The organism is Rhizobium sp. 11_C7_N12_5, assembly GCF_051811145.1.
Classification (GTDB): Bacteria; Pseudomonadota; Alphaproteobacteria; order Rhizobiales; family Rhizobiaceae; genus Rhizobium; species Rhizobium lusitanum.
Genome location: NZ_JBPWPY010000002.1, coordinates 2187853 through 2212495 on the forward strand (window position 1 = coordinate 2187853; position 24643 = coordinate 2212495).

Below are 24643 nucleotides of genomic sequence, written 5' to 3' on the forward strand. Positions count from 1 at the left end.
GATGACAGCGCCGTCGCTCACCAATTCCCGCCATATCGTCATCGACATGCAGCGGCTTTTTGCCGAAGAAACGGTCTGGCACACGCCGGCGGTGACCGAGATCCTACCGAACGTGCTTGATCTGACGCACGCCTTTGCCGACCGGACGCTGTTTGCCAAATTCATGGTGCCTGCCGCACCAAGCCACGCAACGGGGCGGTGGCGAACCTATTACGAGCGCTGGTCGATGCTGACGACGGGAACGATGGATCCGGCGATGCAGGATCTGGTCGCCCCGCTCGCGGCCTTGGCTGAGCCTCGGAACGTGATCGAGAAGACCACCTATTCCATTTTCGGCGCGCCGGGTTTTCATGAGCGGATGATCGCAGAGGGTGTCGATACGCTAATTTTCAGCGGCGTGGAGACGGATGTCTGCGTTCTGGCGAGCCTGTTTCACGCGATCGATGCCGGCTTTCATGTCATCGTCGCGAGTGATGCGATCGGCAGTTCGACGCCGCTGTCACATGCGGCAACCCTCGAACATATATTGTCGCGCATGCCCGAGCAGGTCGAATTTCGGACCACGGCCGAGCTGGTCACTGCCGCATCCCACGCTTGAATAGGAAATACTCGAAACCGCTTCTACGGTTTCGAGCCTGATCGATGCGCTCAGCCGACGAAGGCGCGCTCGATGACGAAGGTGGCCGGGGCATTGTTGGCGCCTTCAACGAGACCGAAGGATTCCAGAACAGCCTTGGTATCCTTCAGCATCGCCGCCGAGCCGCAGATCATGCCGCGATCCTCGTCCGGATTGATGCGCGGCAGGCCAGTCTGTTCGAAGAATTCGCCGCTGGTCAGAAGGTCGGTGATGCGGCCCATGCGCGCAAAGGGCTCACGCGTCGTTGTCGTATGCAGACGAAGGCGATCGCCGACGAGTTCGCCGATCAGCGGATCGTCCTTCAGCGCCTCGACCATCTCCGTGATGTAAGTGAGTTCGTCTACGTCCCGGCAGGTCTGGACGAGAACAATCTCCTCGAATTTCTCGTAGGTCTCCGGATCGCGGATCAGGCTTGCGAAAGGCGCGACACCGGTACCGGTCGACAGGAGGTAGAGCCGCTTGCCTGGGATCAGCGCGTCGAGCACCAGCGTGCCGGTCGGCTTCTTGCGCATCAGCACGGTGTCGCCGGGCACGATCTTCTGCAGATGCTCCGTCAGCGGGCCGCCCGGAACCTTGATGGAATAGAATTCGATCTCCTCGTCCCAGAAGGGGCTGGCGATCGAGTAGGCACGGAAAACAGGACGCTCGGCATTCGGCAGGCCGATCATGATGAATTCGCCGGAACGGAAACGGAATTCCGCCGGGCGCGTGATGCGGAACTTGAAGAGCCGGTCGGTGAAATGCCGTACCTCGGTCACCGTCTGCACAAAGACATTGGCGGGCACCGGAAAGGCCGGCGCGGTACTCGCCTGCTGACTGTCGGTGATGACTGCTTCTTCCGCTGACAAGCTCATCCGTTTTCCCTCGTCTTATTTATTTATTTCATTTGTACACGAATGAATTTTATCGCGCAATCCATTCCTTCCACCGAGAACGCGATGTTTTGTCATAATCGAAGACGTAAGGATGGAATCGAGGGTTTGACGGCAGCCGCTCAGCAGATTTTCTGCAGCAGTTCGAGGAACATCATCCGCTCGCCGGAGGTCAGCGGCGCCAATGTCTCCTCGGTCGCCGCGACCGCCGCGCCGACATTCGCGGCGATGACCGCGAGGCCATCTTCGGTCAGCGACAGGACGACCCGGCGCCCATCATTTTGGTCCGGCGCGGTGGCAACGAAACCGCGCTTCACCAGGCGGTCTACGACCCCTTTGACGGTCGCGACATCCATCGCCGTTTCGCGCCCGAGCTGGTTCTGCGAGCAGGGTTGGATTTCCTTAAGCTTCGAAAGCGCCGACCATTGCGTCGTCGTCAACTTGTCGCCGATGGCATTGGCGAAGATCGCGACATGCCGCTGGTTCGCCTGCCGGAGAAAGAACCCGACCTGCCGATCGACATGGTATGCGGGTGCGGCGGATTGTCTGTCTTCATGAGATTTCTGCATTTGTCCCGCCCCGGATCTGCGCATATGGTTGCGATGTGGATAAGCTGTTCCAGATTCAAAAGATTAGAGCGTCATTGTCGGTTGATGTAAACGCTCGAGGTCCCAAGCCTCTACTTTGAACACCATATTTGTCAACGCCATAGCCCGACCGATAACAGGGCTGGTCGCAGGCGGCGGCAAAGTCCATCCAGGCCGACGGCCGCATTTTTGCCAGGGCTCCCCACCGTCGCTTGACAGGACGGAAAGACCGGCTGATACTCATTCGCATACAAATGAAAAATTGGGAACAATGACGGTCAAATATCCGTCCATGGGCTAATGGCAGCACCACCGGACAAGCGGCCGTGTTAAAAGGAGAGTGCCATGGTCAAGCAACGCGTGGAAAGCGTCGCAAACGGCAAGATACGCTGCGATGCCTGTCCCGTCATGTGCTACATCTCCGACGGCCGGTCCGGCGCCTGCGATCGCTATGCCAATGTCGGCGGCGAGCTGATCCGCGTCGATCCGCTGACGATCATCGAGAACACCATTTCCGAAGGCGGCAATGTCGTGCCGTTCCTGGCCCAGCCGGGCGAGAGCGAATGGGACGGCGATATCGTCCACGCCACCAGAAGCTTCATCACCGCCGTCGGCGCCGGAACGACCTATCCCGATTATAAGCCGGCACCCTTCATCGTGTCGCAGCAGGAAAGCGGCGTCGACATGGTGACCGTCGTCACCGAAGGCATCTTCAGCTATTGCGGCGCCAAGGTGAAGATCGACACCGACCGCTTTCTCGGCCCCGAAGCCGCAACCGTGTTGGTCGACGGCGAAGCCATCGGTCACGTCACAACAGGCGAATACGGCTCGCAGATGCTGTCGCTCGGCGGTGTGCACCACCTGACCGGCGGTTCGAAGAAGGAAGGCCGCGTTACCTGCGACGCGCTCTTGAAGCTCTGTAATGGCGAAGCCGTCGACATGCAGGTCGACGGCGGGGTCAGCCTGACCATCAAGGCAGGCGCTGCTCCCGTTATCAACGACGTCGAGGAAAGCCGCATGCGCGTCGGCTGCGGCTCGGCGACCATTGGCATGTTCGCCAAGCAGTGGATGGGCCATGTCGATGAGGTGGTCGTTGTCGACGACCATATCACCGGCGTGCTCTCCGAACACCAGGCGGGACGCCTGCTCGACGTGCCAGCCACCGGCATTCGCATCAAGGGCCGGCGCTCGACGCCCGGCCGTTACTTCCAGGTCGCCGAGCCCGGCATCGGCTGGGGCGGCACCAACATCTCCGACCCCCTGACGATCCTCGGCGATTTCGACCCCAAGACGGCCTGGCCGGGCATGCGCATGCTGATGGTATCGACCACCGGCGAGCAGTACGGCTATTATATTCTCGACGACAATCTGCGACCGGAACTGCAGACAATTCTTCCCGCAGCCTTGCAGGAATCGGTCGAGATCATTGCCGAAAATTGCGAACCGGCACTCACCTCGGTCCTGTTCATCGGCGGTGCCGGCGGCAGCCTACGGGCTGGTGTCACCACGAACCCTGTCCGCCTGACGCGCTCCGTCAAGGAAGCGCTGACCCATGTTTCCTGCGGCGGCGTTCCGGCCTACGTTTGGCCGGGCGGCGGCATCACCGTCATGGCCGATGTGACGCAGATGCCGAGCAATGCCTTCGGCTACGTGCCGACGCCCGCGCTCGTCGCGCCGATCGAATTCACCATGCGGCTCGATGATTACCGCGCGCTCGGCGGCCATATGGACGCCGTCATCCCGATCGAGCAGGCGCTGGAAATGGCCGAGCGTAGGGTCACACCGATCGGACGCGGCCCCTGGCCGACGGAAAGCAGAAATTTCCGGTGGGGCGGCTGACGACAAAGGGAGCGATAGCATGTCGCGGCCTGTTGCCCGATATCTCGATGGCGATCCAAACGGCCGGCTGCATTTGCAGCACGGACCGATCGACCTCGTCATTGGCGTCGATGACGGCAGTGCTGAACGCAAGGACGAAGCCGAACGGCGCGCCCGTGCCTTCACTGCTGCCATCGCCCGTTTCCAGACCGTCCTTGACGAACTGGTGAGCGAACTGCCCCTGCTTCGCACGGCAGCCGAACTTGCCGGCCCGATGCCCGAGGGCTCGGTTGCCCAACGCATGGTCACCGCGGTCCGGCCGTTTGCTGCTGACCATTTCATCACGCCGATGGCGGCAGTTGCCGGTGCCGTCGCGGACGAAATCCTGGCGGCGATGTTGGCCGCGTTCGACAAGGAAGACCGCCCTGCCCGCGCCTATGTCAACAATGGCGGCGACATTGCCGTGCATCTTGAAAGTGACGCGGAGTTTCATGTCCGTATGGCGCGCGAAGACGGAATTTCGCTCGGCGATTTCGCGCTCCATGCTTCCAGCCCCACACGCGGCATCGCCACCAGCGGACGCGGCGGACGCAGCCTGTCGATGGGCATTGCCGACTCGGCGACCGTATTGGCAGCGAATGCGGCGGCGGCCGACGCGGCGGTCACGATTGTTGCCAATGCCGTCGATCTCCCCGGCCATGCCGCCATCAGCCGGGCACGCGCCATCGATGTCGTCGACGACAGCGATCTCGGCGAGCGCCTGGTCGTCACCGGCTGCGGCCCCCTGACCGATGCGGAAATCGACATGGCACTTTCCTGTGGCCTTGCCAGAGCAGAGCGCTTCATCGCACTCGGCCTCATCGATCGCGCCGGCCTCTTTCTCAGGAACCAGGGCCTGCTCGCCATGCCGACCGCGGCCCGGCCATTTACAGCCTCACCTCTTTCAATCGATCAATCCATGGAGCGGTTTTCCAATGCCTGACGTCAAGATCCGCAAGTTCCTCACCATCGTGGAGGAGATTTATCACGAAGGCGGCAAGCCCGTCGCAAAGCCGCTGAAGCGGGGGGCGATCGTCGCGGTCATCGAGAACCCCTTCGCGGGCAGCTATCATGAGGAAATCACCGGTTTCATGAAGGATCTGGAGCCGCTCGGCCTCGATATGGCAAAACGGCTGGTCGCCGCGCTCGGCGGAAATGTTGCTGACGTCGAAGGATACGGCAAGGGCATCATCGTCGGTCAGGCCGGCGAACTGGAGCACGGCGCCCTCTGGCACGCGCCGGGCGGCTACGCCATGCGCGAAGTGCTCGGCGGCGCCAAGGCGATCGTGCCTTCCTCGAAGAAGGTCGGCGGGCCCGGCACGCGGCTCGACGTACCGGTTACCCATATCAACGCCTCCTATGTGCGAAGCCATTTCGACTCGATAGAAGTCGGCGTGCCGGACGGCCCGCGCGCTAATGAGATGGCGGTCGTGCTTGTCATGACCACCGGTCCGCGCGTCCATGCCCGCAGCGGCGGCCTTAAGGCCGAGGACATCAAGGGCGAGGACGGCCTGCGTTGAGCGCTGAGATCCGCAAGATCACCGTCTTCGTCGAGGAGACACTGACCGAGATGGGTCAAACCATCTCGCCATCCACGCGCAAGGCTGCTGCGGTCGCCGTCATCGCCAATCCCTTCGCCGGCCGTTATGTCGAGGATCTGACGCCGCTGATCGAGATCGGCGCGGAACTCGGCGGCCTGCTTGGCCGCAAATGCGTCGAGGTGCTCGGAATTTCGCCGGCGCAGGTCGAAAGCTATGGCAAGGCGGCGCTGGTCGGTGAGGATGGCGAGCTGGAACATGCGGCCGCCCTGCTGCATCCATCGCTCGGCAAGCCGCTGCGCGAGGCGGTGGAAAAAGGCGCCGCACTTGTGCCCTCCTCGAAAAAGCGCGGCGGCCCCGGCCGGCCCCTCGATATTCCGCTCGGGCACAAGGATGCCGCCTATGTGCGGTCGCATTTCGACGGGATGGAGGTGAGCCTCGCCGACGCGCCGCGTCCGGCGGAAATCATGGTGGCCGTCGCCCTTACCGATAGCGGCCGGCCGCTTGCCCGCGTCGGTGGGCTGAAGGCGTCGGATATCGAAGGCAAGGATGGTCTGCGCTAGGGGCATGCTCGAAGATCGCGCCGCTTGACAGCGGTTCGATCTCGTCCATAAATTCATTTGTATACAAACAATAATGGGAACAGTCGTGACTCAGTCTTTTCCGAATGAACCGTCGGGCCCGACACCTGAACAATCGCAGGTCGCGGGCATCGATGTCGGCGGCACGTTCACCGATCTCGTGCTCTTCGACACGGTCTCCGGCAAGGTCCGTCTCGCCAAGACGCCGACCACGCTCGACAATCAGGCTTTCGGCGTTCTCAACGCACTGGATGCGGCTGAGGCCGATATAGCGGCGCTCGACCTCATCGTGCACGGCACCACCACCACCACGAATGCCGTTCTGGAGCGCAACCTCTGCCGAACAGGTCTCATCACCACACGCGGCTTTCGCGACGTGCTGGAGCTCGGCCGGCGCACGCGCCCGAACCCCTACGGCATGAAGGGCGAGTTTCGCCCGATCATCCCGCGCGACCTCAGGCTCGAAGTTCCCGAACGCATGGATGCCGCCGGCAACGTGCTGATCCCCCTCGACGAGGAAGCGCTCCGCATTGCGCTCAAAGCCCTGGTGGATACAGGTTGCGAGTCGTTGGTCATCCACTTCCTGCATGCCTATGCCAATCCGGCGCATGAGTTGCGCGCCGGCGAGATCGCCGCCGAGATCTGGCCGAACGGCAATATCACGCTCGGCCATGCGCTTCTGTCCGAAAGCCGTGAGTTCGAGCGCGGCGTCACGGCGGCCGTCAATGCATCCGTGCAGCCGCTCCTGGCGCGCTACATCGAGCGCCTCGCCGATCAACTCGCCACCAAGGGCTACAGGCACGACGTTCTCGTCATGAACGGCAATGGCGGCATGGTGTCTGCGCGCCACGTCGCCAAGGAGGCCGCAAAGACCGTCATGTCCGGTCCCGCCTCCGGCGTCATGGCAGCGGCCTATACCGGCCGACGCGCCGGCATCCCCAACCTCATCACCTATGACATGGGCGGCACGTCGACCGATGTTGCCCTGATCCGTAACGCCGAACCGGCTGTTTCCAACGAGATCGAGATCGAATATGCCATGCCGATCCATGTGCCGATGGTCGATGTGCGCACCGTCGGCGCCGGCGGCGGTTCGATCGCCAAGATCACCGCCGCGGGCCTGCTCCAGGTCGGCCCGGAAAGCGCCGGCGCCATGCCGGGGCCGATCTGCTACGGCCGCGGCGGCACGACGCCGACCATCTCCGACGCCAACCTGCTGCTCGGCCGCCTCAACCCCTCCAGGCTCAACTCGGTTCCCGGCAGCATTTCCATTGACGACATTCGTGACCTGTTCGAGGAAAAGCTCGGCCGTCCGCTCGGGCTCGACGCCACGGCGGCGGCGGCGGCCGTCATCCGCATCGCCAATGCCCGCATGGCGGACGCCGTGCGCATGGTCTCGGTCAGCCTCGGCGAGGATCCACGCGATTTCGCGCTGTTCTCCTTCGGCGGAGCAGGCCCGCTGCACGCGACCGCGATCGCGCGGGAGCTCGGCATTCCAAGGGTGCTGACACCGTCCCGTCCGGGGATCACCAACGCGCTCGGCTGCGTCGTCGCCGATCTCCGGCACGATTTCGTCAATACGGTCAACCGCCCGCTCGATGTCGCCGATATGGACGCGGTGCACGCACTCTTCGAAAGGCAGTCGGCGGAAGGGCGTCGGCTGATCGGCAAGGAAGCGGTCGCCATTCGCGAGATCCGCGAGATTTACTCCGTCGATATGCAATTCATCGGCCAGACGCATCTGCTGCGCGTCCCGCTGCCGAGCGCAATGCCGACCAGGGCCGAACTGCAGGCACGGTTCGAGGAGGCTTATTTCAACCGCTTCCATGTCGAACTTCCGGAAATCCGCGCAAGCCTCGTCAACGTCAACACCTCGGTCATTGGCCGGCGCACCGAGATCGATCTGTCCATGCTGATCGATGCGGCCGGACGCAAGGCGACACTCGCCGAAGCACAGACCGGCATGCGGCCGGTCTGGTTCGACGGCTGGCGGGAAACGCCGATCTACTGGCGCGATCACCTGCCGCTCAAGGCAACCATATCCGGACCGGCGATCATCGAGCAGATGGACACGACCATCATCCTCGAGCCCGGCGACGTCGCCACACAGGACGACGACGGCAATATCATCATCACGATCGGAGCCGGCCAATGAGCATCGACCCCATCACGCTGAGCGTCATCCAATCCGGCCTGCAGCAGGTCTGCGATGAGATGGACCTGACCTTCTCCCGAGCCGCCTTCTCGCCCGTCATCGCCGAGGCCAACGACCGTTCGGACGGCATCTATTCGGCCGAGGACGGCTCGCTGATCGCCCAGGGGGCCGGCGGCCTGCCGGTCTTTGTCGGCACCATGCAATATTCGACCCGCACGCTGATCGAGATGATCGCCTCCGGCAAGGCAGCGGCGCCGAAGCCGGGTGACATCTATATCGTCAACGACCCCTATCTCGGCGGCACGCATCTGATGGATGTGCGTTTTGCGATGCCCGTTTATCGCGATGGCAAGATCTTTTGTTGGTTATCGAACACCGGTCACTGGCCGGATACGGGCGGCGCTGTCCCCGGCGGTTTCTCGGCGTCGGCCACCTCCGTCGAACAGGAGGGCCTGCGCCTGCCGCCGGTCCGGCTTTTCAAGGAAGGCAAGCTCGACACCGAGATCTATGCGATCATCTGCTCGAACATCCGTGTCTCCGAACAACGCATCGGTGACGTAAAGGCACAGGCGGCCGCCCTTCTTGTGGGGCAGGAACGGCTGGTGCGCATTCTCGAACGCTACGGCGACGATACGGTCGCCCAAGCGATCGGCGAGTTGCGCCGCCGCGCGGCCGAGCAGATGCGCGCCAATATCCGGCTGATCCCGGAAGGCACTTATCGTTCCGTCGCCTATATCGACAGTGACGGCGTCGTCAACGAGCCACTCGAAATCCGTCTGACGATCATCGCGACAGGCGATGAACTCTCCTTCGATTTCGAGGGATCGTCGAAGCCCTGCGCCGGACCGATGAACTCGGTGCTGGCGACGACGCTATCCTCCGTCTACCTTGCCATGCGCCATATCTTTCCTGATGTCCCGATCAGCGCCGGTGCCTTCGAGCCGTTGAAGGTGAAGACGCCAGAGGGAACCTTCCTCGACGCCCATTATCCGCGCCCGGTTTCCGGCTGTGCTGCGGAAGTCAGCCAGCGGATCGCCGAGGCGGTCTTTGCGGCATTGGTCGAGGCACTGCCCGATCGTGTGACGGCCTCGCCCGCCGGAAGTTCGGGCAATTTCGCGCTCGGTGGCCACGATCCGGAGCGCGGGCGCGGCTACGTCATGTACCAGATTTCCGGCGGTGGCTACGGCGGCAACAGCGATCACGACGGGCTTGCCAACGGCTGTTCGACCATCGGCATTTCCAAGGCACCGCCGGTCGAGATCATGGAACAGCAATTCCCCGTCCTCTACCATCGCTATGCCCTTCGCGAGGGGTCCGGCGGTGCCGGCAAGCATCGCGGCGGCTTCGGTCTCGACTACGAGATCGAACTCAGGCGCGGTGCTGCCACCGCAAGCTTTGTTATGGATCACGGTCGTTTCGGGCCGCAGGGCGCACTCGGTGGCAGCGACGGGCGGACGAACAGCGTCACGGTCTGGCGCGACGGCGAAGCGATGACGCCCGAGCATCTGTCGAAGGCGCAGGATATTGCGCTGAAACCCGGTGATCGCGTTCGCGTCGGCACACCGGGCGGCGGCGGCTACGGCGATCCGCTGACACGCGATCCGAAAGCGGTGAGCGAGGATGTGCGGCTCGGTCGTTATACGACGGCAGAAGCGCTCGATCTTTTCGGCGTTGTCGTGACGGCGGATTGCCATTCGGATACGACCGCCACCGAACGAGCCCGCGCCAGCCGCAAGGCGTAGACTGACAGCGATCGAGAAAAGAAAGATCTGGGAGACGACAGCATGAGCCGCGAGATTTTCGACTGGGCCGATCCGTTCCGGCTGGTGGAGCAGCTGAGCGATGAAGAACGCATGGTGCTGGATACCGCGCATGCCTATGCGCAGGAGAAGCTCGCCCCCCGCGTGCTCGAAGCCTTCCGCCATGAAAAGACCGATCCGACGATCTTCCGCGAGATGGGCGAGCTCGGCCTGCTCGGACCGACGATTGCGCCGGAATATGGCGGCGCCGGCCTCGGCTATGTCGCCTATGGCCTGATCGCCCGCGAAGTGGAACGCGTCGACAGCGGCTATCGCTCGATGATGAGCGTGCAGTCCTCGCTGGTCATGGTGCCGATCGATGCTTTCGGGTCTGAGGCGCAGAAGCAGAAATACCTGCCGAAGCTTGCCACTGGCGAATGGATCGGCTGCTTCGGCCTCACCGAGCCGAACCATGGCTCCGACCCCGGCTCGATGGTGACGCGGGCAAAGAAGGTCGATGGCGGCTATAGCCTGACCGGCGCCAAGACCTGGATCTCCAACGCACCGATCGCCGATGTCTTCGTCGTCTGGGCAAAGACCGAGGACGGCATCATCCGTGGCTTCATCCTTGAAAAGGGCTGGAAGGGACTGTCGGCACCCGCCATCCACGGCAAGGTGGGCCTGCGCGCCTCGATCACGGGCGAAGTGGTCATGGACAATGTCTTCGTGCCGGAGGAAAACCTGCTGCCGAACGCTTCCGGCCTCAAGGGTCCGTTTACCTGCCTGAACTCCGCCCGCTTCGGCATTGCCTGGGGTGCATTGGGTGCGGCCGAGGATTGCTATGCCAAGGCGCGGCAATATGTGCTCGACCGCAAGCAGTTCGACCGGCCGCTTGCCGCCAACCAGCTGATCCAGAAGAAGCTCGCCGACATGGTGACCGAGATCACCCTTGGCCTGCAGGGCTGCCTGCGTCTCGGCCGCATGAAGGAAGACGGCCATCCGCCTGTCGAACTGACGTCGATCCTCAAGCGCAACAGCTGCGGCAAGGCGCTCGACATTGCCCGCGCAGCGCGCGACATGCTCGGCGGCAACGGCATTTCCGACGAGTTCGGCGTTGCCCGCCACCTCGTCAACCTCGAGGTGGTCAACACCTACGAGGGAACCCACGACATCCACGCCCTCATCCTCGGCCGCGCCATCACTGGCATCGCCGCTTTTGCGAATTGAGGCCGGCTTTGCGGTCACGATTGACCTGAAAAAGGAGATGCTGTCCAGCGATGGCATTTCCTGCCGGTCTATTTCTCCGTCGCGTTCGATGATTTGTCATCATGATAGTTCAGGATGCGGCGCAGCAGATAAAGCAGGGCCACTCGTTCGGCGGGATTGAGGTCGGCCATCGTCAACTCGCTGATGAGGCGGGCGGCCGGTATCATTTCCTCCAACAGGTGCTCGGCGGCCGGCGTCAGGGACATGATGATCTTGCGTCCGTCCTGCTCATCCCCGGAAGTCGTGATTAGGCCTCGTGCGGACAGTCGTTCGATGATGCCCCTGATCGTGCCCTGATCGACGGCCGTGGCCTTGACGAGTTCGGTCTGGGAACTTGGCCCATGATCGCGCAGCGCACAGAGGGTGACGAATTGCACTGAGGTCAGATTGGGATCGGAGGCGTTTTCCTGGAAGATGGAGAGATGACGTTGATACACTCTGCGCAACAGGTGGCCCACCTGCTGCGTGACATCATAGTCGTCCGTATCCGGCCTATCGTGCTTCACATCAGCCATCCGCTGCCAAGATTAGTGTGTACACGCGAATTTCCACGTTCTTCGAACGATTGGCAAGCTGGAAATACGGGATTTTCGCGCAATTTGCCTAAAAAATGCACAGAGAAAGATCTTGCATTTATAGTGAACACACCAGATCATACCTTCAGGCGACAAGCTATGGATCGCGATTGCACGCGCTCGAAATTCGATGCCGCCGATGACGTGCCGTAATAACAAGAATCAAAACAGATCAATCCAGAGAGGACGGAAATGAGAGGACTTTTTGCGATTATGGGTACGGCCCTTTGTCTGGCGGCCGGGACACAAGCGATGGCCGGTGAGATCAAGGTCGGCGAGATCAACAGCTATTCTGCCCTTCCCGCGTTTACCGACCCTTACAAGAAGGGCTGGCAACTGGCGCTTGACGAGGTCAATGCGGCGGGCGGCATCAACGGCGACAAGCTCGTAATCATTTCCAAGGATGATGGCGGCAAGCCCGGCGACGCGCTGACGGCCGCAAACGAATTGGTCGCAAAGGAAGGGGTGGTGATGATCTCCGGCTCCTTCTTCTCGAATGTCGGCATGGCGGTTGCCGATTTCGCCAAGCAGAAGAAGGTTTTTTACCTGGCCGGAGAGCCTCTGACCGACGCGATGATCTGGTCGAAGGGGAACGACTATACTTTCCGGCTGCGCCCGCCAAACTACGTGCAGGCCGCCATGCTGGCGCAGGAAGCCGCCAAGCTGCCGGCGAAGCGCTGGGCGACCATCGCGCCAAACTATGAATACGGACAAAGCGCCGTGGCTGTGTTCAAGGAATTGCTCCAGAAGGCCCGACCCGATGTGGAGTTCGTCGGCGAGCAATGGCCGCCGCAAGGCAAGATCGATGCCGGCTCCGTGGCGCAGGCCATCGAGGCCGCCAAGCCGGATGCGATCCTCAATGTCGAGTTCGGCGCCGATCTGGTGAAGCTGGTGCGCGAGGGCACGACCCGCGATCTCTTCAAGGGCCGCTCGGTCGTTTCCTTCCTGACCGGCGAGCCGGAATATCTCGATCCGCTGAAGACAGATACGCCGGAAGGGTGGATCGTGACGGGCTACCCCTGGTATTCCGTCGACACATCAGCGCACAAGGCCTTTCTCGACGCTTACCAGAAGCGCTACAACGACTATCCTCGCCTGGGCTCGGTGGTCGGCTATTCGCTGGTCAAGTCGATGGCCGCCATTCTGACCAAGGCCAAGTCGACCGACACGGACGCGCTGATTGCCGCCGCCAAGGGTATTTCGGTCGACACGCCGTTTGGCCCGATCACCTATCGTGCCGCGGATCATCAATCGACGCTCGGCGCCTTCATCGGCAAGACCGCCCTCAAGGATGGAAAAGGCGTGATGGTCGATTTCCAGTACCATAGCGGCAACGACTTCCTGCCGAGCGAGGCCGACGCCGCCAAGCTCCGCCCCTAGCGGAACCGTCAAAGGCCGGCGGTCGCGGCTTCATGCCCTTCCGCCGGCGAAACGGGCATGTATTCCGTCATAACGCATCGCGCCGGCATTCATTCCGTGGATCGAATGCCACCCTTGTTAAATGGGCAGGGAGCCTCCGTTGGACCTTTATCTTCTGCAGTTCCTGACCGGGCTTTCCAATGCCGCCTCGCTGTTCCTGGTCGCCTCCGGACTATCGCTGATCTTCGGCGTGACGCGCATCGTCAATTTCGCTCATGGCGCCTTCTACATGTTGGGCGCCTATCTGGCCTACAGCCTGACGACCCGTTGGGAAAGCGCCTTCGGCTTCTGGGCAGCACTGCTTGTCTCCGCCGCCATCGTCGCAGCCTGCGGTGCTCTGCTGGAAATCCTGCTGCTGCGCCGTATCTACCGTGCTCCCGAACTGTTGCAGCTTCTGGCCACATTCGGCGTTACGCTCGTCGTCGAGGACGGCGTGCGGCTGATCTGGGGACCGGAGGACCTCGTCGGGCCACGGGCACCCGGATTGTCCGGCGCCGTCCAGATTCTCGGCCGACCCTTTCCCGCCTATGATCTCGTGCTCATCGCTCTCGGACCCGCCGTTCTCGGCCTGCTGTGGCTGCTGCTGCACCGCTCGCGCTGGGGCATTCTGGTGCGCGCGGCTACCCAGGACCGCGACATGGTCAGCGCGCTCGGAGTGAACCAGAAATGGCTTTTCACCGGGGTCTTTGCTCTCGGCGTCTTCCTGGCAGCCTTCGGCGGCGGCCTGCAAATCCCGCGCGATGCCGTCACGCACTTCATGGATCTGTCCGTCATCACCGAGGTATTTGTCGTGGTGGTAATCGGCGGGCTGGGCAGCATCGGCGGCGCCTTCCTGGCCGCCATCGTCGTCTCCGAGCTGAACGCCTTCGGCATCCTGGTGTTTCCAGGCATTTCCCTCGTGCTGATGTTCGTGGTCATGGCGGTCGTCCTTGTCCTGCGTCCTTGGGGCTTCTTCGGCAAGCCCCTGCCCGCCTCCCGCGCCGGCTATGCGGCAAGGACGACGTGGCGGCCGCTTGGCCCACGCAGCCGTGCTACCGCCGGCATACTCATCCTCAGCGCGATCCTCTTGCCGCTGGTGCTCGGCAATTACGGCCTCGGTGTCGCCAGCGAAGTCCTGATCGCCGTTATCTTCGCCACCAGTCTTCAGTTCATGATGTCGGTGGGCGGGCTGGACTCCTTCGGCCATGCGGCGAGCCTCGGATTAGGTGCCTATGGGGCTGCGCTATCGGTCCAGTGGTTTGGCGCGCCGATGGAGCTTGCCGTCCTCATCGGGCCTGTTGTTGCAGCTGCCATATCCCTCGTCTCGGGTTGGTTCTGCGTCCGGCTGTCCAACATCTATTTTGCCATGCTCACCTTGGCCTTCGCGCAGATCTTCTGGTCGATCGCCTACCAGTGGGTCGACGTGACAGGTGGCGACAATGGCATCGTCGGCGTCTGGCCGTCCGAATGGGCAAGCGGACCCAAGGCCTTCTATTGGCTGACGCTCGTGGTGGCCGTCCTATCGGTCGGCTGTATCCGCTATCTGACCTTCGCGCCGTTCGGTCATGCCCTGAGGGCGCTTCGGGATTCACCGCAGCGCGCGGCGGCAACCGGCATTCCGCGCCGCACCGTCCAGCATACCGCATTCGTCGTGTCGGCCTTCTTTGCTGGCCTTGCCGGCTCGCTTCTGGCCTTTCAGAAGGGAAGCATCTTTCCTGAGGTGCTTGCTATTCCGATGTCGATCGACGGGCTCGTCATGGTCCTGCTCGGCGGTTTCGGTACGGTATCGGGCGGCATCGTCGGTGCAATCGTCTACAAGACCGCCTCGATCTGGCTGATGAGCAATACCGATCTCTCCCGCATGATCCTCGGCGGCCTCATCATTCTCCTGGTCGTCGCATTTCCGGAAGGGATCGTCGGGACGCTGGGCCGAATATTGGGGACTCGCAAGCAACGGCTCCAGATCCTGCCGCAAACCCTTTCGCAACCGGCCGCCAAAATGGGGGATGCGCCATGACCCCACCGCTTCTGTCGGTATCGCATCTAAGCAAGAGTTATCAGGGCGTCAAAGCGGTCACCGACGTCTCCTTTTCGCTTACCCGTGGTGAACTGATGGCGCTTATCGGCCCGAACGGCGCCGGGAAAAGCACCTGCTTCAACATGCTGAACGGCCAGATCAAGCCCGATGCCGGATCGGCGGTCCTCGATGGGGTCAAGACATCGGGCCTCTCGCCTGCCAGGATCTTCCGCCTCGGCGTCGGCCGTACGTTCCAGATCGCGGAAGTCTACCTGTCCATGACGGTTCGCGAGAATGTGCAGGTGGCGATCCTGTCCCATGCCGGACATCTTTCCGGTTGGACCGGCTTCTTCGGGCGGCTGGACCGCAAATTTCGCCGCGAGGCCGAAGAACTGATCGGCCTGATCGGTCTTGGCGACCAGGCCGATCGCGCCTGTCGCGAGCTTCCTTACGGCGACGTCAAGCGCCTCGAGCTTGCCATCGCGCTGGCCGGCGATCCGAAGCTGCTGCTGATGGATGAGCCGGCCGCCGGAATGGCCCCGCGGGAGCGCATCGAGCTGATGAAACTGACCGCCAGGATTGTCGAGGAAAGACAGATCGGCGTTCTCTTCACCGAGCATGATATGGATATCGTCTTCGAGCATGCGTCGCGGATTCTAGTGCTCAATCGCGGCACGATCATCGCGGAAGGAGCCCCAGAGGCGATCCGGGCCAATCCCGACGTCCAAGCCGTCTATCTCGGCTCCGGCTTGCTTTACGCCAACAGATCGGAGGGCTGATGCTGGAAGTATCCCGTCTCAATAGCTGGTACGGACCCGCCCATATCCTGTTCGACGTGGAATTGCAGGTCGCGGAGGGCGAGGTGATCGCCCTGCTTGGCCGCAACGGCGCCGGCAAATCGACAACCTTCAAATCGATCATGAGCCTTCTCCTGTCGAAACAGGGGGAGATCCGGTTTCGAGGAGAGGATATTTCCAGGCTTCCTCCGTTCGACATCGCCCGCCGGGGGCTCGGCTATGTGCCGGAAGACCGGCGCATCTTCACCACCCTCACGGTGGAGGAGAATCTCGAAGTCGGACGACAGGCGGGCCGAGACCAGCGCGCGGTGTGGACGCCCGAGCGCATCTACGAGATCTTCCCGAACCTCGGCAACATGCGCAGGAGACCGGCCGGCAACATGAGCGGCGGCGAGCAGCAGATGCTGACAATCGGCCGAACCCTCATGGGCAATCCCCATCTGATCCTGCTTGACGAACCATCCGAAGGGCTGGCGCCCAAGATCGTCGAGCAGATGGCCGATGCGATCCTCACGATGAAGCGCGAGGGACTGTCCATCCTCTTGTCGGAACAGAACCTGCATTTCGCCCGGCTGATATCCGACCGCGCCTATATTCTGGAAAAAGGCGCAATCCGATATTCCGGCACCATTGTAGAACTCGAAAGCCGGGAGGATATCCGGCAGGCCTATCTCGCAATGTAATGGGCGAATGCGGGTCGAAAGAGAGGATCCGGCGCGCGTCTCAACGAAGGTTGAGCAACTCGCGTGCGCGAATGAGCTCACGGGCTCTTTGGACCTCGCCGTTCGCGATCCAGATCTGAGCGAGTTGCAATGCTGCTCTCAATTCATATGAAAGTGCCGATTGCTTCCGGGCCAAGATCCATCGATCTCATAAGGCCGGCCTGTGGTGTGCTCACGCCGATCATGGCCGCCGTATTGTCTCGGCAAGCCCACCGGCGGCAAGGCGTCGGATCATTCCAGGCGTTAAGCATCAGGCCCCACAAAGGCCTGAACAATCGACCGAGATGCGCGCATCTGCCGTTTCGAAAACGAGAGAGAATGCGCCGGGGCTTTCGCTCAATAGACGTTTACAGCATTTCGTTTCGCTGTTTTCCGCCGCCCGCGCCCACATCGTCTGAAACCGTCAGCACCGGACTTAACGCGCTTGTCATTCAAACACGCTGACAACACCGCCCGCGGGAAAGGGATATCTCAAGCACGAGAAAGTCATTTCCTCGACAGCCGAAACATCCGTCACTCGATCTCCGCTAGCGAGCGGAAGCTCTTGCCTTCTTGGGGCTCGAAATACCGCTTTCCCGCTCAAGCTTTTTGCGAGCGAGTTTGCGGACACGCCTGATACCCTCAGCCTTTTCGCGAGCACGCTTTTCGGAGGGCTTTTCAAAACGCTCCCGAAGTCGGGCCTCGCGGAAAACGCCCTCGCGCTGCAACTTCTTTTTCAAAAAACGGAGCGCTTGCTCAACGTTGTTGTCACGTACCAAAACCTGCATTCTAAACTCCTAGGATCACTCACGCGCCTCATTAGATCTATGTGCCTTGATGATCAAGGCCTGGAAGACAGTTTGCCTAGATTCTCTGTCGCCACTGATTTCATGCGCATGATCGCGAATGGGGCTAGAGGTAAGCTCCGAAGGCGATTAGTGGGTCAGAAGTTCATATCCTTTCGAGAGCAAAGGCCGCCAAAACCCACCTGACGATGGTTCCTGTCATTGGCAGCGGGCTTGGCTCAAGTCAATGATCAATACCGACAATTCATCAGGCGCAGCCTTACGAACCGGCAGACTGCGCTTTCAGTCGTGGGTTGGACATCGAAGAGCAACGGCTTGCCCTTTATCTCTGCTTTCCGCTCAACGAAACGCTCTCCGGCAGCTTGGTTTCCGCGATGAATTTCCAGCCCCAATCCGATCGATGCAAGCAGGGTGCGGCCGGGGTCTGCGCGTCGGTGGGGACGATCACCCTTCTGGACCAACGGAGCTTGTCGTGAGGCTCCGTTCAGATGGCTAGCGCATATGGCGGCTGCTCCGCTCGCAGATTCTCCAGTGTCCGCGCGATGCCCTCTTCCAGACTGACCAGCGGCTTCAGTCCGTAGGAGCGTTGCAGCACCGTATCACCGCAGCGGTAGAAAACACCTTCGGGATGGTTCGATCGGCCTGTGACGACCGGCTGCCAGCCGATCTGCCGACTGATGATCTCCGCCAATTCGATGAAGGACATGGCAATGCCGGTCGAGAGATTGAGGCTGGCGCCATCTGGAAGCAAGTCCTTCGTCTGCCAGATGAATTCGATGCAATCGGAAATATGAATGAAATCGCGGCACTGACGGCCTGTGCCCCAAACGAAAACCTCTGCCGCACCTTTTTCCGCAAGCAGCCGGCGACAGATCGCCGGGAAAGGATAGGCCAAATCCTGACCCTCGCCGTAGCCACTGAACGGTCTGTAGGCGATGGCCCGTTGGCCGTAGCGCTCGACATAGAGCTTCATCAGATATTCGCCGGTCAGTTTCGCCCAGCCATAACTGAGGTCGGGCATGCCGACAGAGGTATCGAAATTGATCATGTCCTCCGACAGCAGCCAATGATTTTCGACCGTCTGAAGTGACACTGGATAGGCTGCGCTGGAGCTGAAGAATACCACGGTGCCAGGCTTGGCGCGTGAGGCCCACTGCCATAGCTTCGCATCGACAGCCAGATCCTCGGCGACATCGAGCGCCCGTGTCTCCAGCGTCACGCGGCCGCCGACCAGCGCGGCTAGATGGAAGACATAGTCAAAATGCTCGGGCGCGCGGGCAAAGAAAGTGCGACAATCCTCCTGGAGAAAGGTGAAGCGGGAGCGCGTAAAACACTGCCACAGATCAGCATGAAGCGCGCCCGTCCCCATGACCAGCGGATCGACGCAGACGACATCCAGCCCTTCGGCAAGAAGTCGTCGGATAAGATGTCGGCCAACGAAACCGCAGCCGCCCGTCACCAAAGCACGTGCCATTGTCCCCCCCACTAATGCGCAAGAAAATCGCTGCGCCCCATATAGATGTCCACCATTCGGCGTCCCCATTCCGCTCTGCTCGGCGCGATGCGTTGGCCAAGGGCAAACGCACCCTCGCTCAGCCTCCGCATCAGGTTGTCGTCATCGGTCGCCGCCAATTTCTCGGCCAGCGAATCCGCATCGCCGCTCTCGAAGACCAGACCGGCGCCGTTGTTCTCGACTTCCGTCGCAATCAGTGCATTGCTGCTGACAATGACCGGTATGCCGGACATCAACGCTTCGGCCGCGACCAGACCGTAAGGCTCGGGCATGCGCGACGGCATGACGAAAACGCGCGCTTCACCCGCGAGCCTCGCTACCTCCTCATCGCTCAGCCAGCCGGGCACGAAGCAATGCGGCAACGCGTGCTGCATCTCCTCAAGCAACGGTCCGCGCCCGATGAGCGTCGCCGTCCTTCCCGTTTTGTTGAGCGCATCCGCCAGCGTCCGCACCCCCTTTTCCCAGCACATGCGGCCGAGAAAAACGGTGCGGTGGTTGCGCCACGCTTCTACCGGTCCGGGCGTCAATGGCTCCGTGGGCGTGCGCAGCGTCGTGAAATGTCGTAAAGGACCGGAGCGGAGATGCGCCTCCATGTTTTCATGCGCCAGCACGATGCCGATGCGACCCCAGAATTCCTCGCCGACGCCCCGCTGGGTCAAGGTTCGGCGGAAACGCCAGAGCTTATGGAAATAATTGCGCTTGTCGCAATTGGTTGTCAGACATGCGGCGGACAGCGGCTTGATATGGCAGACTTCGCCGCTATGGAAATTAATGAGACCCCCGTTGGGGCAATTCAGGAAAAAATCATGCGCCGTGACGATGACTTTGGCCTCATGCTTGGCAAGCGCGTAGAAGATCGACGGCGACAGGATCTGCGACCAGCCATGCACATGCACGACGGTCTCCTCCTCCGATTCCTTAAGCAACCCCTCCAAGGCCTCATAGGCGCGCCAATTGTAGTTCTTCGCGAAGACATCGGTGAAAGTCGGACCTTCCCGAAGGGGACGCTCGCCAAGCGCAACTGTCCGGATGCCAGCAAACCGCGACTTGAGGCCTTCGCCATCATCGCCGACCAGTATGGCGCAAGTCAGACCCGCATCCCTGCTTGCCTCAAGACACTGCAACGCCACCTTGGTCGCGCCGCCGCGAACGGTTGAAACATCATTGACGAGTATGAGACGCATAAGATTAGAAACTCGCCCCCTTGTGTCTTCGGGCCGGACGAAAGAAATTGGTCTCTTCTGTCACACGCCTGACACATATAAAGCGGTCTAACGCAGCGGCATTTCAATTCATCCATTCGCACGAAGGCATCCCGCTTTCAGATTGAATCGACAGGATCCTATAGATTCAAAGGACTAGAACGCTTTTTGCGCGTGCATAATATGGTCGTTACTCTAGGGTAGGTTGATTGAGCCGATGCTGAAAATAGCAGCATCGATTGACATCCGACGCGAGGCACCGGCAGCGCATTCGAGCTTTGAGGAGTCCCCCGCCGGTTCGGATCGGGCGCCGTAGGGTTAAGATAGCGCTTTTTCTATCCAGCACAGCGCTTCAATTGTAACCGGGAGGTGAAAGCGGCTTCGACACCCCTTACCCAAAATCGAGAACGTAGGGCACGTTGGGTGGCAACGTTTCACGAAAGAAGTGTGTAAGAGGATCCATTCTCAAAACCCCTTGCGGCGTCGAGGATTTCGAACTCGGCCGAATCATGATCCAAACTCTGAATGACCAAGAGGCCGTACCTCGCTATTTTACGGACAGCTTAGAATGTATCGGATTTCAGGACTTGCCGCGTTTCTCTGCTTCAACCTTCTGACCTCGCCAGCTTGGTGTCTTGATTGCGCAAACGCCAAACAACCGGTTGATCGACTTATTTGCAACAACCCGTCACTTCGAAAAGCGGACACGGAAATGAGCAAGGCGTATTTTGATCTCCTGAGAAGCGTCAAGGACCCGGAAATTCACCAAGCACTTGTCTCCAGCCAGCAACGATGGGTAGGTCTTCGATACATCGAAGGATCACGATTACAACCAGACGAGCGCAAGCAGGAAATCAATTTGCTGCGGGACGACACCGCGCAGAGAACAAGGAATCTCGCGATGAAAGGAGGAGTTCCGGAAAGCTCAGCGCTCGTGGCGAATGCGGTTGCCCAACAGCGTTATGTCTCCCGCTTTTCTGGCGGCCCGTATTCCGGCTATTGGACCGAGTGCGATTTCATTCCATCTGGTGAAGACAGCCACGATTACGAGTGTTTCGGTGTAAAAGCGATCCAAAACGCAGCACGGGTCTGCAGCGACTATACTTATTGGGCTTCAGGTCGATATTACGATTTCAGCAAAGTTGCCAACGTATCGAACGGCAAGTTGGTCACGGTGGCGGGATGTGGTGGAGAGGATGCGCAGTGCCCCGACGATGCGGCCGCTGGCCTCGATAAAGGCAAGACGGGTTGGGACTTCCATGTCGATGAGCATGACGACAGGTATAACCCAGATCTTAGCCATTCACCGGTTTTCCGCATCGATCCGGATTTTAAGGATGAGGACGATATCTCGGGAATTGCGCCTGACTGGATGACACAATGCCTGGCCGATCCGGACTTTCCCCCTCGCTCCCTGGAAAGCCCCGCCACGGCCCAGTAGCATCGCCTTCCCGATGCTTAACTAGGTCGCCAAAGGCGGTGATGCTTCCTGGCCGTATGTGGGGCCGATGTAGATCGCTGCCCCTTGCGGGTTTGTACGGACGTTCCCACCCAATCTGCCCCACTTATCCAAAATCGACACCGAGTTTTCCAGATACTCAGCGTATCAACCATATGAATCAAACATAGAGTTTCCGGATATTGAAATTAAACCACCATTAGCTTCCGTCATCCATACAGCCCCCAACCGCGCCGATCACTATCGATAGGTACCAGCTGTCGGCACCTAGCCCCTAACAGTGCCTCCGATAGCAGAGCGGATCGTGAGATCCATGGAGTTCGCGCGTTGCTGACCGCTTCCCTGCAACGAACACAGCAGGCAGCCAAAGCGTCGCGATAGAAGGGGTCAATTCGCCTGGAGTTTCTTCACGGCTTCGAGATCTTCGTGCGTTACGAATTCACACGCAAGCAGTGTTTTGCCGGGAAAGGCCGCCGACTCGCGGGCTACGATCGACACGCCCCCCATTTCCCTGGTGGGCTGATCGGCCTTCACCAATGCACGCGCATACGACTTTGAAGCCGCCCCCAAAAGACTGCCAAGATTGTCCGATTTCAGATGATAAGTCTTGGCGAGTTCATCCGCCCGCAAGCCTTCGATCAGCACGCCGATGCTCGAGCCGGCGAAAATGAGTTCATTTGTCTTGAAGCCCTGCTTGCCGAAGTCCGCGGACAATTTATAAACGGCAGCCGTCAGGAGAGATGTATCGGCCTTTGCGAGTTTTTCGGCCTCATTGTACATTTCCGTTGCCGAGGTTGTCGTGTACGGCGGCTTGCAGAGCGCGGCATCAAAGAAGGCTGACTTATCGAACGCCAGGGCAGACGAAGCAAGCGAGAGCGAGATAACAACACCCAGGGACAAGAACGCTTTCATATTCAAGATGCTTCTCTCCAGAAGATAGATAAGCCATTCAGCCTTTGGCTTTGCGGGTTGCGGCGCCATCTGTATCGCAACAGCAGCCACCAGCCAAGGCGGGTTTCGCAAGGGCAAGCTAGCCATGCCGATGTCTTCACATTTTTCGATGGAACATGTCGTCACTTGCGATGCAAACCGGCTCACCGACATCCGCGAGCATGCGATTGGGCCAACCTTGGCCCAGCGGCCGGCGGCGACGGAGTTCGCGAATTTGCGCGTCGAGCATTTCATGGACAAAGACCCCGCGCGGGATAAGCCACAGGATGGCACCTCCCCTGCCCCGCTTCCCATTCGAGAATCAACGTCGGCGGCACCGACTATCCCTGCCTGGATCGTCGCGAAAGCCTTTAGCACAGGAAGAGCACATCGGCGGGCATACCCTGCGGAAACACCATCCCTATCCAAATCGCCGTATCGGTTCGATCCCGGTGCGACAATGTGTGCTCTCCATCTCGCAACACATGAACCGACCACGATATTTAAAGCGTGAGAAGCGCGCGTGGCCATGGCTCGGCAAGCGCTATTAATATCGGCAGTTGGGGCGAGGCCCGTCAGTCCGGAAGGTGGGTTCGAAAGTGCCCCGGTCGACATGCTTGGCGTCGGCGGGCGGTGAGGCGCTCGGCAGGCGGGGATTCCGCGGTAAAGCTCCGGCAGCTCGCGCGACTTTGGAAAGAAAGACGCGCCGCGTACACAATACCCTTCGCGGCTAGGTGCAAGCTATCCGCCAAACTATAAAAATCCTGTTAACGCAAAAGCTTGCAGCGCGCTTTGCGCTTCCATATATGGTCATTGGCTTTGCATGGTGGCCATGTTCGAGAGCAAGCTTGTTCGCCGCCCCGTCAAAATCACTTCACAATCGATCCGTAATGGATTTCGATACAAAGGAGCGATTTCATGGAAGAACCCTGGACGATCAGTCGAGACCCGATTGTTGCAACGGAGCTCGACGTTAGAAAAGCAAAGGCGATTAACGCCCTCCTGGTCCGTCCGATCGATATCTTGCCTTCCAAACCCGGCGAGATCATTCGTCCTTTTGCGCTTGGTCTCTGGAACGAGATTCGCCCGCTTCTGAAGCCCGACACCCCGGTCATGGCGCTCCGCCGCGCCACGAGTGCATTTCTCCACTCGAAGCAATATTACTTTGCAAGCGCCCAACCCGACTCGATGCGCCACGATATCGACGGCAACCCGATCGAGCCGCTGTCGCCGGAAGACAGGCTTGCTGCGAGGCAGCGCCTCACGACGTTGAAACAGACGCCCGTCAAAACAGCCGAACCTCAGGAGCAACCCGCTCCGCCGCCGCCAGCGTTGAGCAAATCGGAACTGATCCGCGCCGCACTTCTTCGCAGTGGCAAGCGCTCCGATCGCCTAGTGCGCTAGCACGCATCGCCATCCGCGCTGACATCGTCAGCCCCACCCTGAATTCCTTCTCGCGTACCTCCCAGTGGATAGCCGCAGGGAGGTTTTGCGTTTCTTTGGTATGTAGGCGCTAGCGATTGAGACCTCATTCACCTGCCAATCGATCAATCCCTTTTGCACCTTTGGAACAGTCAAAGGAACGAAGCGCTGCTCAGCCAATAAGTCTCTTCGCTGCGGTCGTTTTTCCAAACGCGGATCAGGTAGTCCGCGGACAATCGGCTGCGCTCTGCCGGGACGCCACAGCTGAAAATATCTGAACACTCGCCGACCCGACAAATCCTCGCGCCCTGCCAAGCACCCATCGACCGGAAGTAGTCCGCGGACTACTTCCGGTCGATGGGGCTCTGCCCAATGGGCCTGCCCGGCTTGATGAAACACAGAGCAAACCGGATGCTGCCAGGCATAGAATCTGTCTCAAGGAACGGGCTTGAGCATGCCGAATGAGTAAAAAACCGCCAAAAGTCGCTATTTGTTTAAGCAATTGTAAAACTGCAACGAATCGGGGCATATTGTAACTGCGTAGTTAAGCAGCTTTCTGTAACAATTGCGCAGTTAATTGGGAAAACCGCC

The 24643-nt window shown here is 60.4% G+C and carries 21 protein-coding genes and 1 pseudogene; 15 read left to right on the plus strand and 7 right to left on the minus strand.

The genetic code is table 11. The features are described from left to right. The first annotated feature begins 1 nt into the window (after position 1). Positions 2-598, plus strand: a complete 597-nt coding sequence (locus tag AB8B29_RS29205; protein WP_037197092.1) for a cysteine hydrolase family protein — start codon at positions 2-4, stop codon at positions 596-598. A 50-nt stretch (positions 599-648) separates the two neighbouring features. On the opposite strand, the gene AB8B29_RS29210 is transcribed toward AB8B29_RS29205, so the two are convergent. Further along, a complete protein-coding gene (locus AB8B29_RS29210) occupies positions 649-1491 on the minus strand; it encodes a ferredoxin--NADP reductase (RefSeq protein ID WP_092575468.1) in 843 nt (280 codons plus the stop codon). Between the two features lie 140 nt (positions 1492-1631). Beyond that, entirely contained in the window at positions 1632-2078 is a 447-nt protein-coding gene (locus tag AB8B29_RS29215; protein WP_047552745.1) for a MarR family winged helix-turn-helix transcriptional regulator, read from the minus strand. 363 nt (positions 2079-2441) lie between these two features. Between AB8B29_RS29215 and AB8B29_RS29220 the strand changes: the two genes are divergently transcribed. The 7 genes from AB8B29_RS29220 (at position 2442) to AB8B29_RS29250 (ending at position 11193) form a co-directional block, all read left to right on the plus strand. Further along, entirely contained in the window at positions 2442-3935 is a 1494-nt protein-coding gene (locus AB8B29_RS29220; protein WP_092575465.1) for a 6-hydroxynicotinate reductase, read from the plus strand. A 19-nt stretch (positions 3936-3954) separates the two neighbouring features. Next, the gene (locus AB8B29_RS29225) at positions 3955-4896 is read left to right on the plus strand and encodes a UPF0280 family protein (protein ID WP_092575462.1); all 942 of its coding nucleotides are present in this window, start codon (positions 3955-3957) and stop codon (positions 4894-4896) included. Further along, a complete protein-coding gene (locus AB8B29_RS29230) occupies positions 4889-5473 on the plus strand; it encodes an amino acid synthesis family protein (RefSeq protein WP_037197101.1) in 585 nt (194 codons plus the stop codon). Before AB8B29_RS29225 ends, AB8B29_RS29230 begins: the two co-directional genes overlap by 8 nt. After that, positions 5470-6054, plus strand: coding sequence for an amino acid synthesis family protein (locus AB8B29_RS29235; protein WP_092575458.1), 585 nt, complete (start codon positions 5470-5472; stop codon positions 6052-6054). The genes AB8B29_RS29230 and AB8B29_RS29235 overlap by 4 nt, the downstream gene beginning before the upstream one ends. A 73-nt stretch (positions 6055-6127) precedes the next feature. Continuing rightward, on the plus strand, positions 6128-8227 hold the full coding sequence (locus tag AB8B29_RS29240; protein WP_092575455.1) for a hydantoinase/oxoprolinase family protein: 2100 nt from the start codon (positions 6128-6130) through the stop codon (positions 8225-8227). Further along, a complete protein-coding gene (locus tag AB8B29_RS29245; protein ID WP_092575452.1) occupies positions 8224-9969 on the plus strand; it encodes a hydantoinase B/oxoprolinase family protein in 1746 nt (581 codons plus the stop codon). The genes AB8B29_RS29240 and AB8B29_RS29245 overlap by 4 nt, the downstream gene beginning before the upstream one ends. 42 nt (positions 9970-10011) lie before the next feature. Next, the gene (locus AB8B29_RS29250) at positions 10012-11193 is read left to right on the plus strand and encodes an acyl-CoA dehydrogenase (RefSeq protein WP_439006907.1); all 1182 of its coding nucleotides are present in this window, start codon (positions 10012-10014) and stop codon (positions 11191-11193) included. A gap of 68 nt (positions 11194-11261) precedes the next feature. On the opposite strand, the gene AB8B29_RS29255 is transcribed toward AB8B29_RS29250, so the two are convergent. Next, on the minus strand, positions 11262-11747 hold the full coding sequence (locus tag AB8B29_RS29255; protein ID WP_037193125.1) for a MarR family winged helix-turn-helix transcriptional regulator: 486 nt from the start codon (positions 11745-11747) through the stop codon (positions 11262-11264). A gap of 252 nt (positions 11748-11999) precedes the next feature. On the opposite strand from AB8B29_RS29255, the gene AB8B29_RS29260 reads away from it, so the two are divergent. From AB8B29_RS29260 to AB8B29_RS29280, 5 genes and pseudogenes are all read left to right on the plus strand, one after another. After that, positions 12000-13187, plus strand: coding sequence for an ABC transporter substrate-binding protein (locus tag AB8B29_RS29260; protein ID WP_047558570.1), 1188 nt, complete (start codon positions 12000-12002; stop codon positions 13185-13187). Positions 13188-13326: 139 nt separating this feature from the next. Continuing rightward, positions 13327-15222, plus strand: coding sequence for an ABC transporter permease (locus AB8B29_RS29265; protein WP_245297569.1), 1896 nt, complete (start codon positions 13327-13329; stop codon positions 15220-15222). Beyond that, positions 15219-16001: an ABC transporter ATP-binding protein gene (locus AB8B29_RS29270; protein ID WP_037193117.1), complete on the plus strand. Its 783-nt coding sequence runs from the start codon at positions 15219-15221 to the stop codon at positions 15999-16001. The genes AB8B29_RS29265 and AB8B29_RS29270 overlap by 4 nt, the downstream gene beginning before the upstream one ends. Then, positions 15998-16702, plus strand: a complete 705-nt coding sequence (locus AB8B29_RS29275) for an ABC transporter ATP-binding protein (RefSeq protein WP_376774253.1) — start codon at positions 15998-16000, stop codon at positions 16700-16702. Before AB8B29_RS29270 ends, AB8B29_RS29275 begins: the two co-directional genes overlap by 4 nt. Before the next feature lie 275 nt (positions 16703-16977). Continuing rightward, a pseudogene (locus AB8B29_RS29280) lies at positions 16978-17124 on the plus strand (IS6 family transposase); the annotation flags it as partial. Between the two features lie 144 nt (positions 17125-17268). Here AB8B29_RS29280 and rpsU read toward each other — a convergent pair. The 3 genes from rpsU to AB8B29_RS29295 form a co-directional block, all read right to left on the minus strand. Then, positions 17269-17508 carry a 30S ribosomal protein S21 gene (gene rpsU, locus AB8B29_RS29285; protein ID WP_037193112.1) on the minus strand — a complete coding sequence of 80 codons (240 nt, stop codon included), beginning with the start codon at positions 17506-17508 and terminating at the stop codon, positions 17269-17271. A gap of 502 nt (positions 17509-18010) precedes the next feature. Next, positions 18011-19000 (minus strand): NAD-dependent epimerase/dehydratase family protein, encoded by a 990-nt coding sequence (locus AB8B29_RS29290; protein WP_092575442.1) that lies wholly within the window; start codon positions 18998-19000, stop codon positions 18011-18013. A gap of 11 nt (positions 19001-19011) precedes the next feature. After that, positions 19012-20223 (minus strand): glycosyltransferase family 4 protein, encoded by a 1212-nt coding sequence (locus AB8B29_RS29295; protein ID WP_092575440.1) that lies wholly within the window; start codon positions 20221-20223, stop codon positions 19012-19014. Positions 20224-20809: 586 nt separating this feature from the next. Between AB8B29_RS29295 and AB8B29_RS29300 the strand changes: the two genes are divergently transcribed. After that, positions 20810-21682 carry a lysozyme inhibitor LprI family protein gene (locus AB8B29_RS29300; RefSeq protein WP_113102917.1) on the plus strand — a complete coding sequence of 291 codons (873 nt, stop codon included), beginning with the start codon at positions 20810-20812 and terminating at the stop codon, positions 21680-21682. 405 nt (positions 21683-22087) lie between these two features. Here the strand turns inward: AB8B29_RS29300 and AB8B29_RS29305 are convergent, their stop codons facing one another. After that, positions 22088-22885 (minus strand): hypothetical protein, encoded by a 798-nt coding sequence (locus tag AB8B29_RS29305; protein WP_245297568.1) that lies wholly within the window; start codon positions 22883-22885, stop codon positions 22088-22090. Positions 22886-23548: 663 nt separating this feature from the next. Here AB8B29_RS29305 and AB8B29_RS29310 point away from each other — a divergent pair. Continuing rightward, complete coding sequence (locus tag AB8B29_RS29310; RefSeq protein ID WP_092575435.1) at positions 23549-24034, plus strand: ProQ/FINO family protein; 486 nt, start codon at positions 23549-23551, stop codon at positions 24032-24034. The last annotated feature ends 609 nt before the right edge of the window (positions 24035-24643 follow it).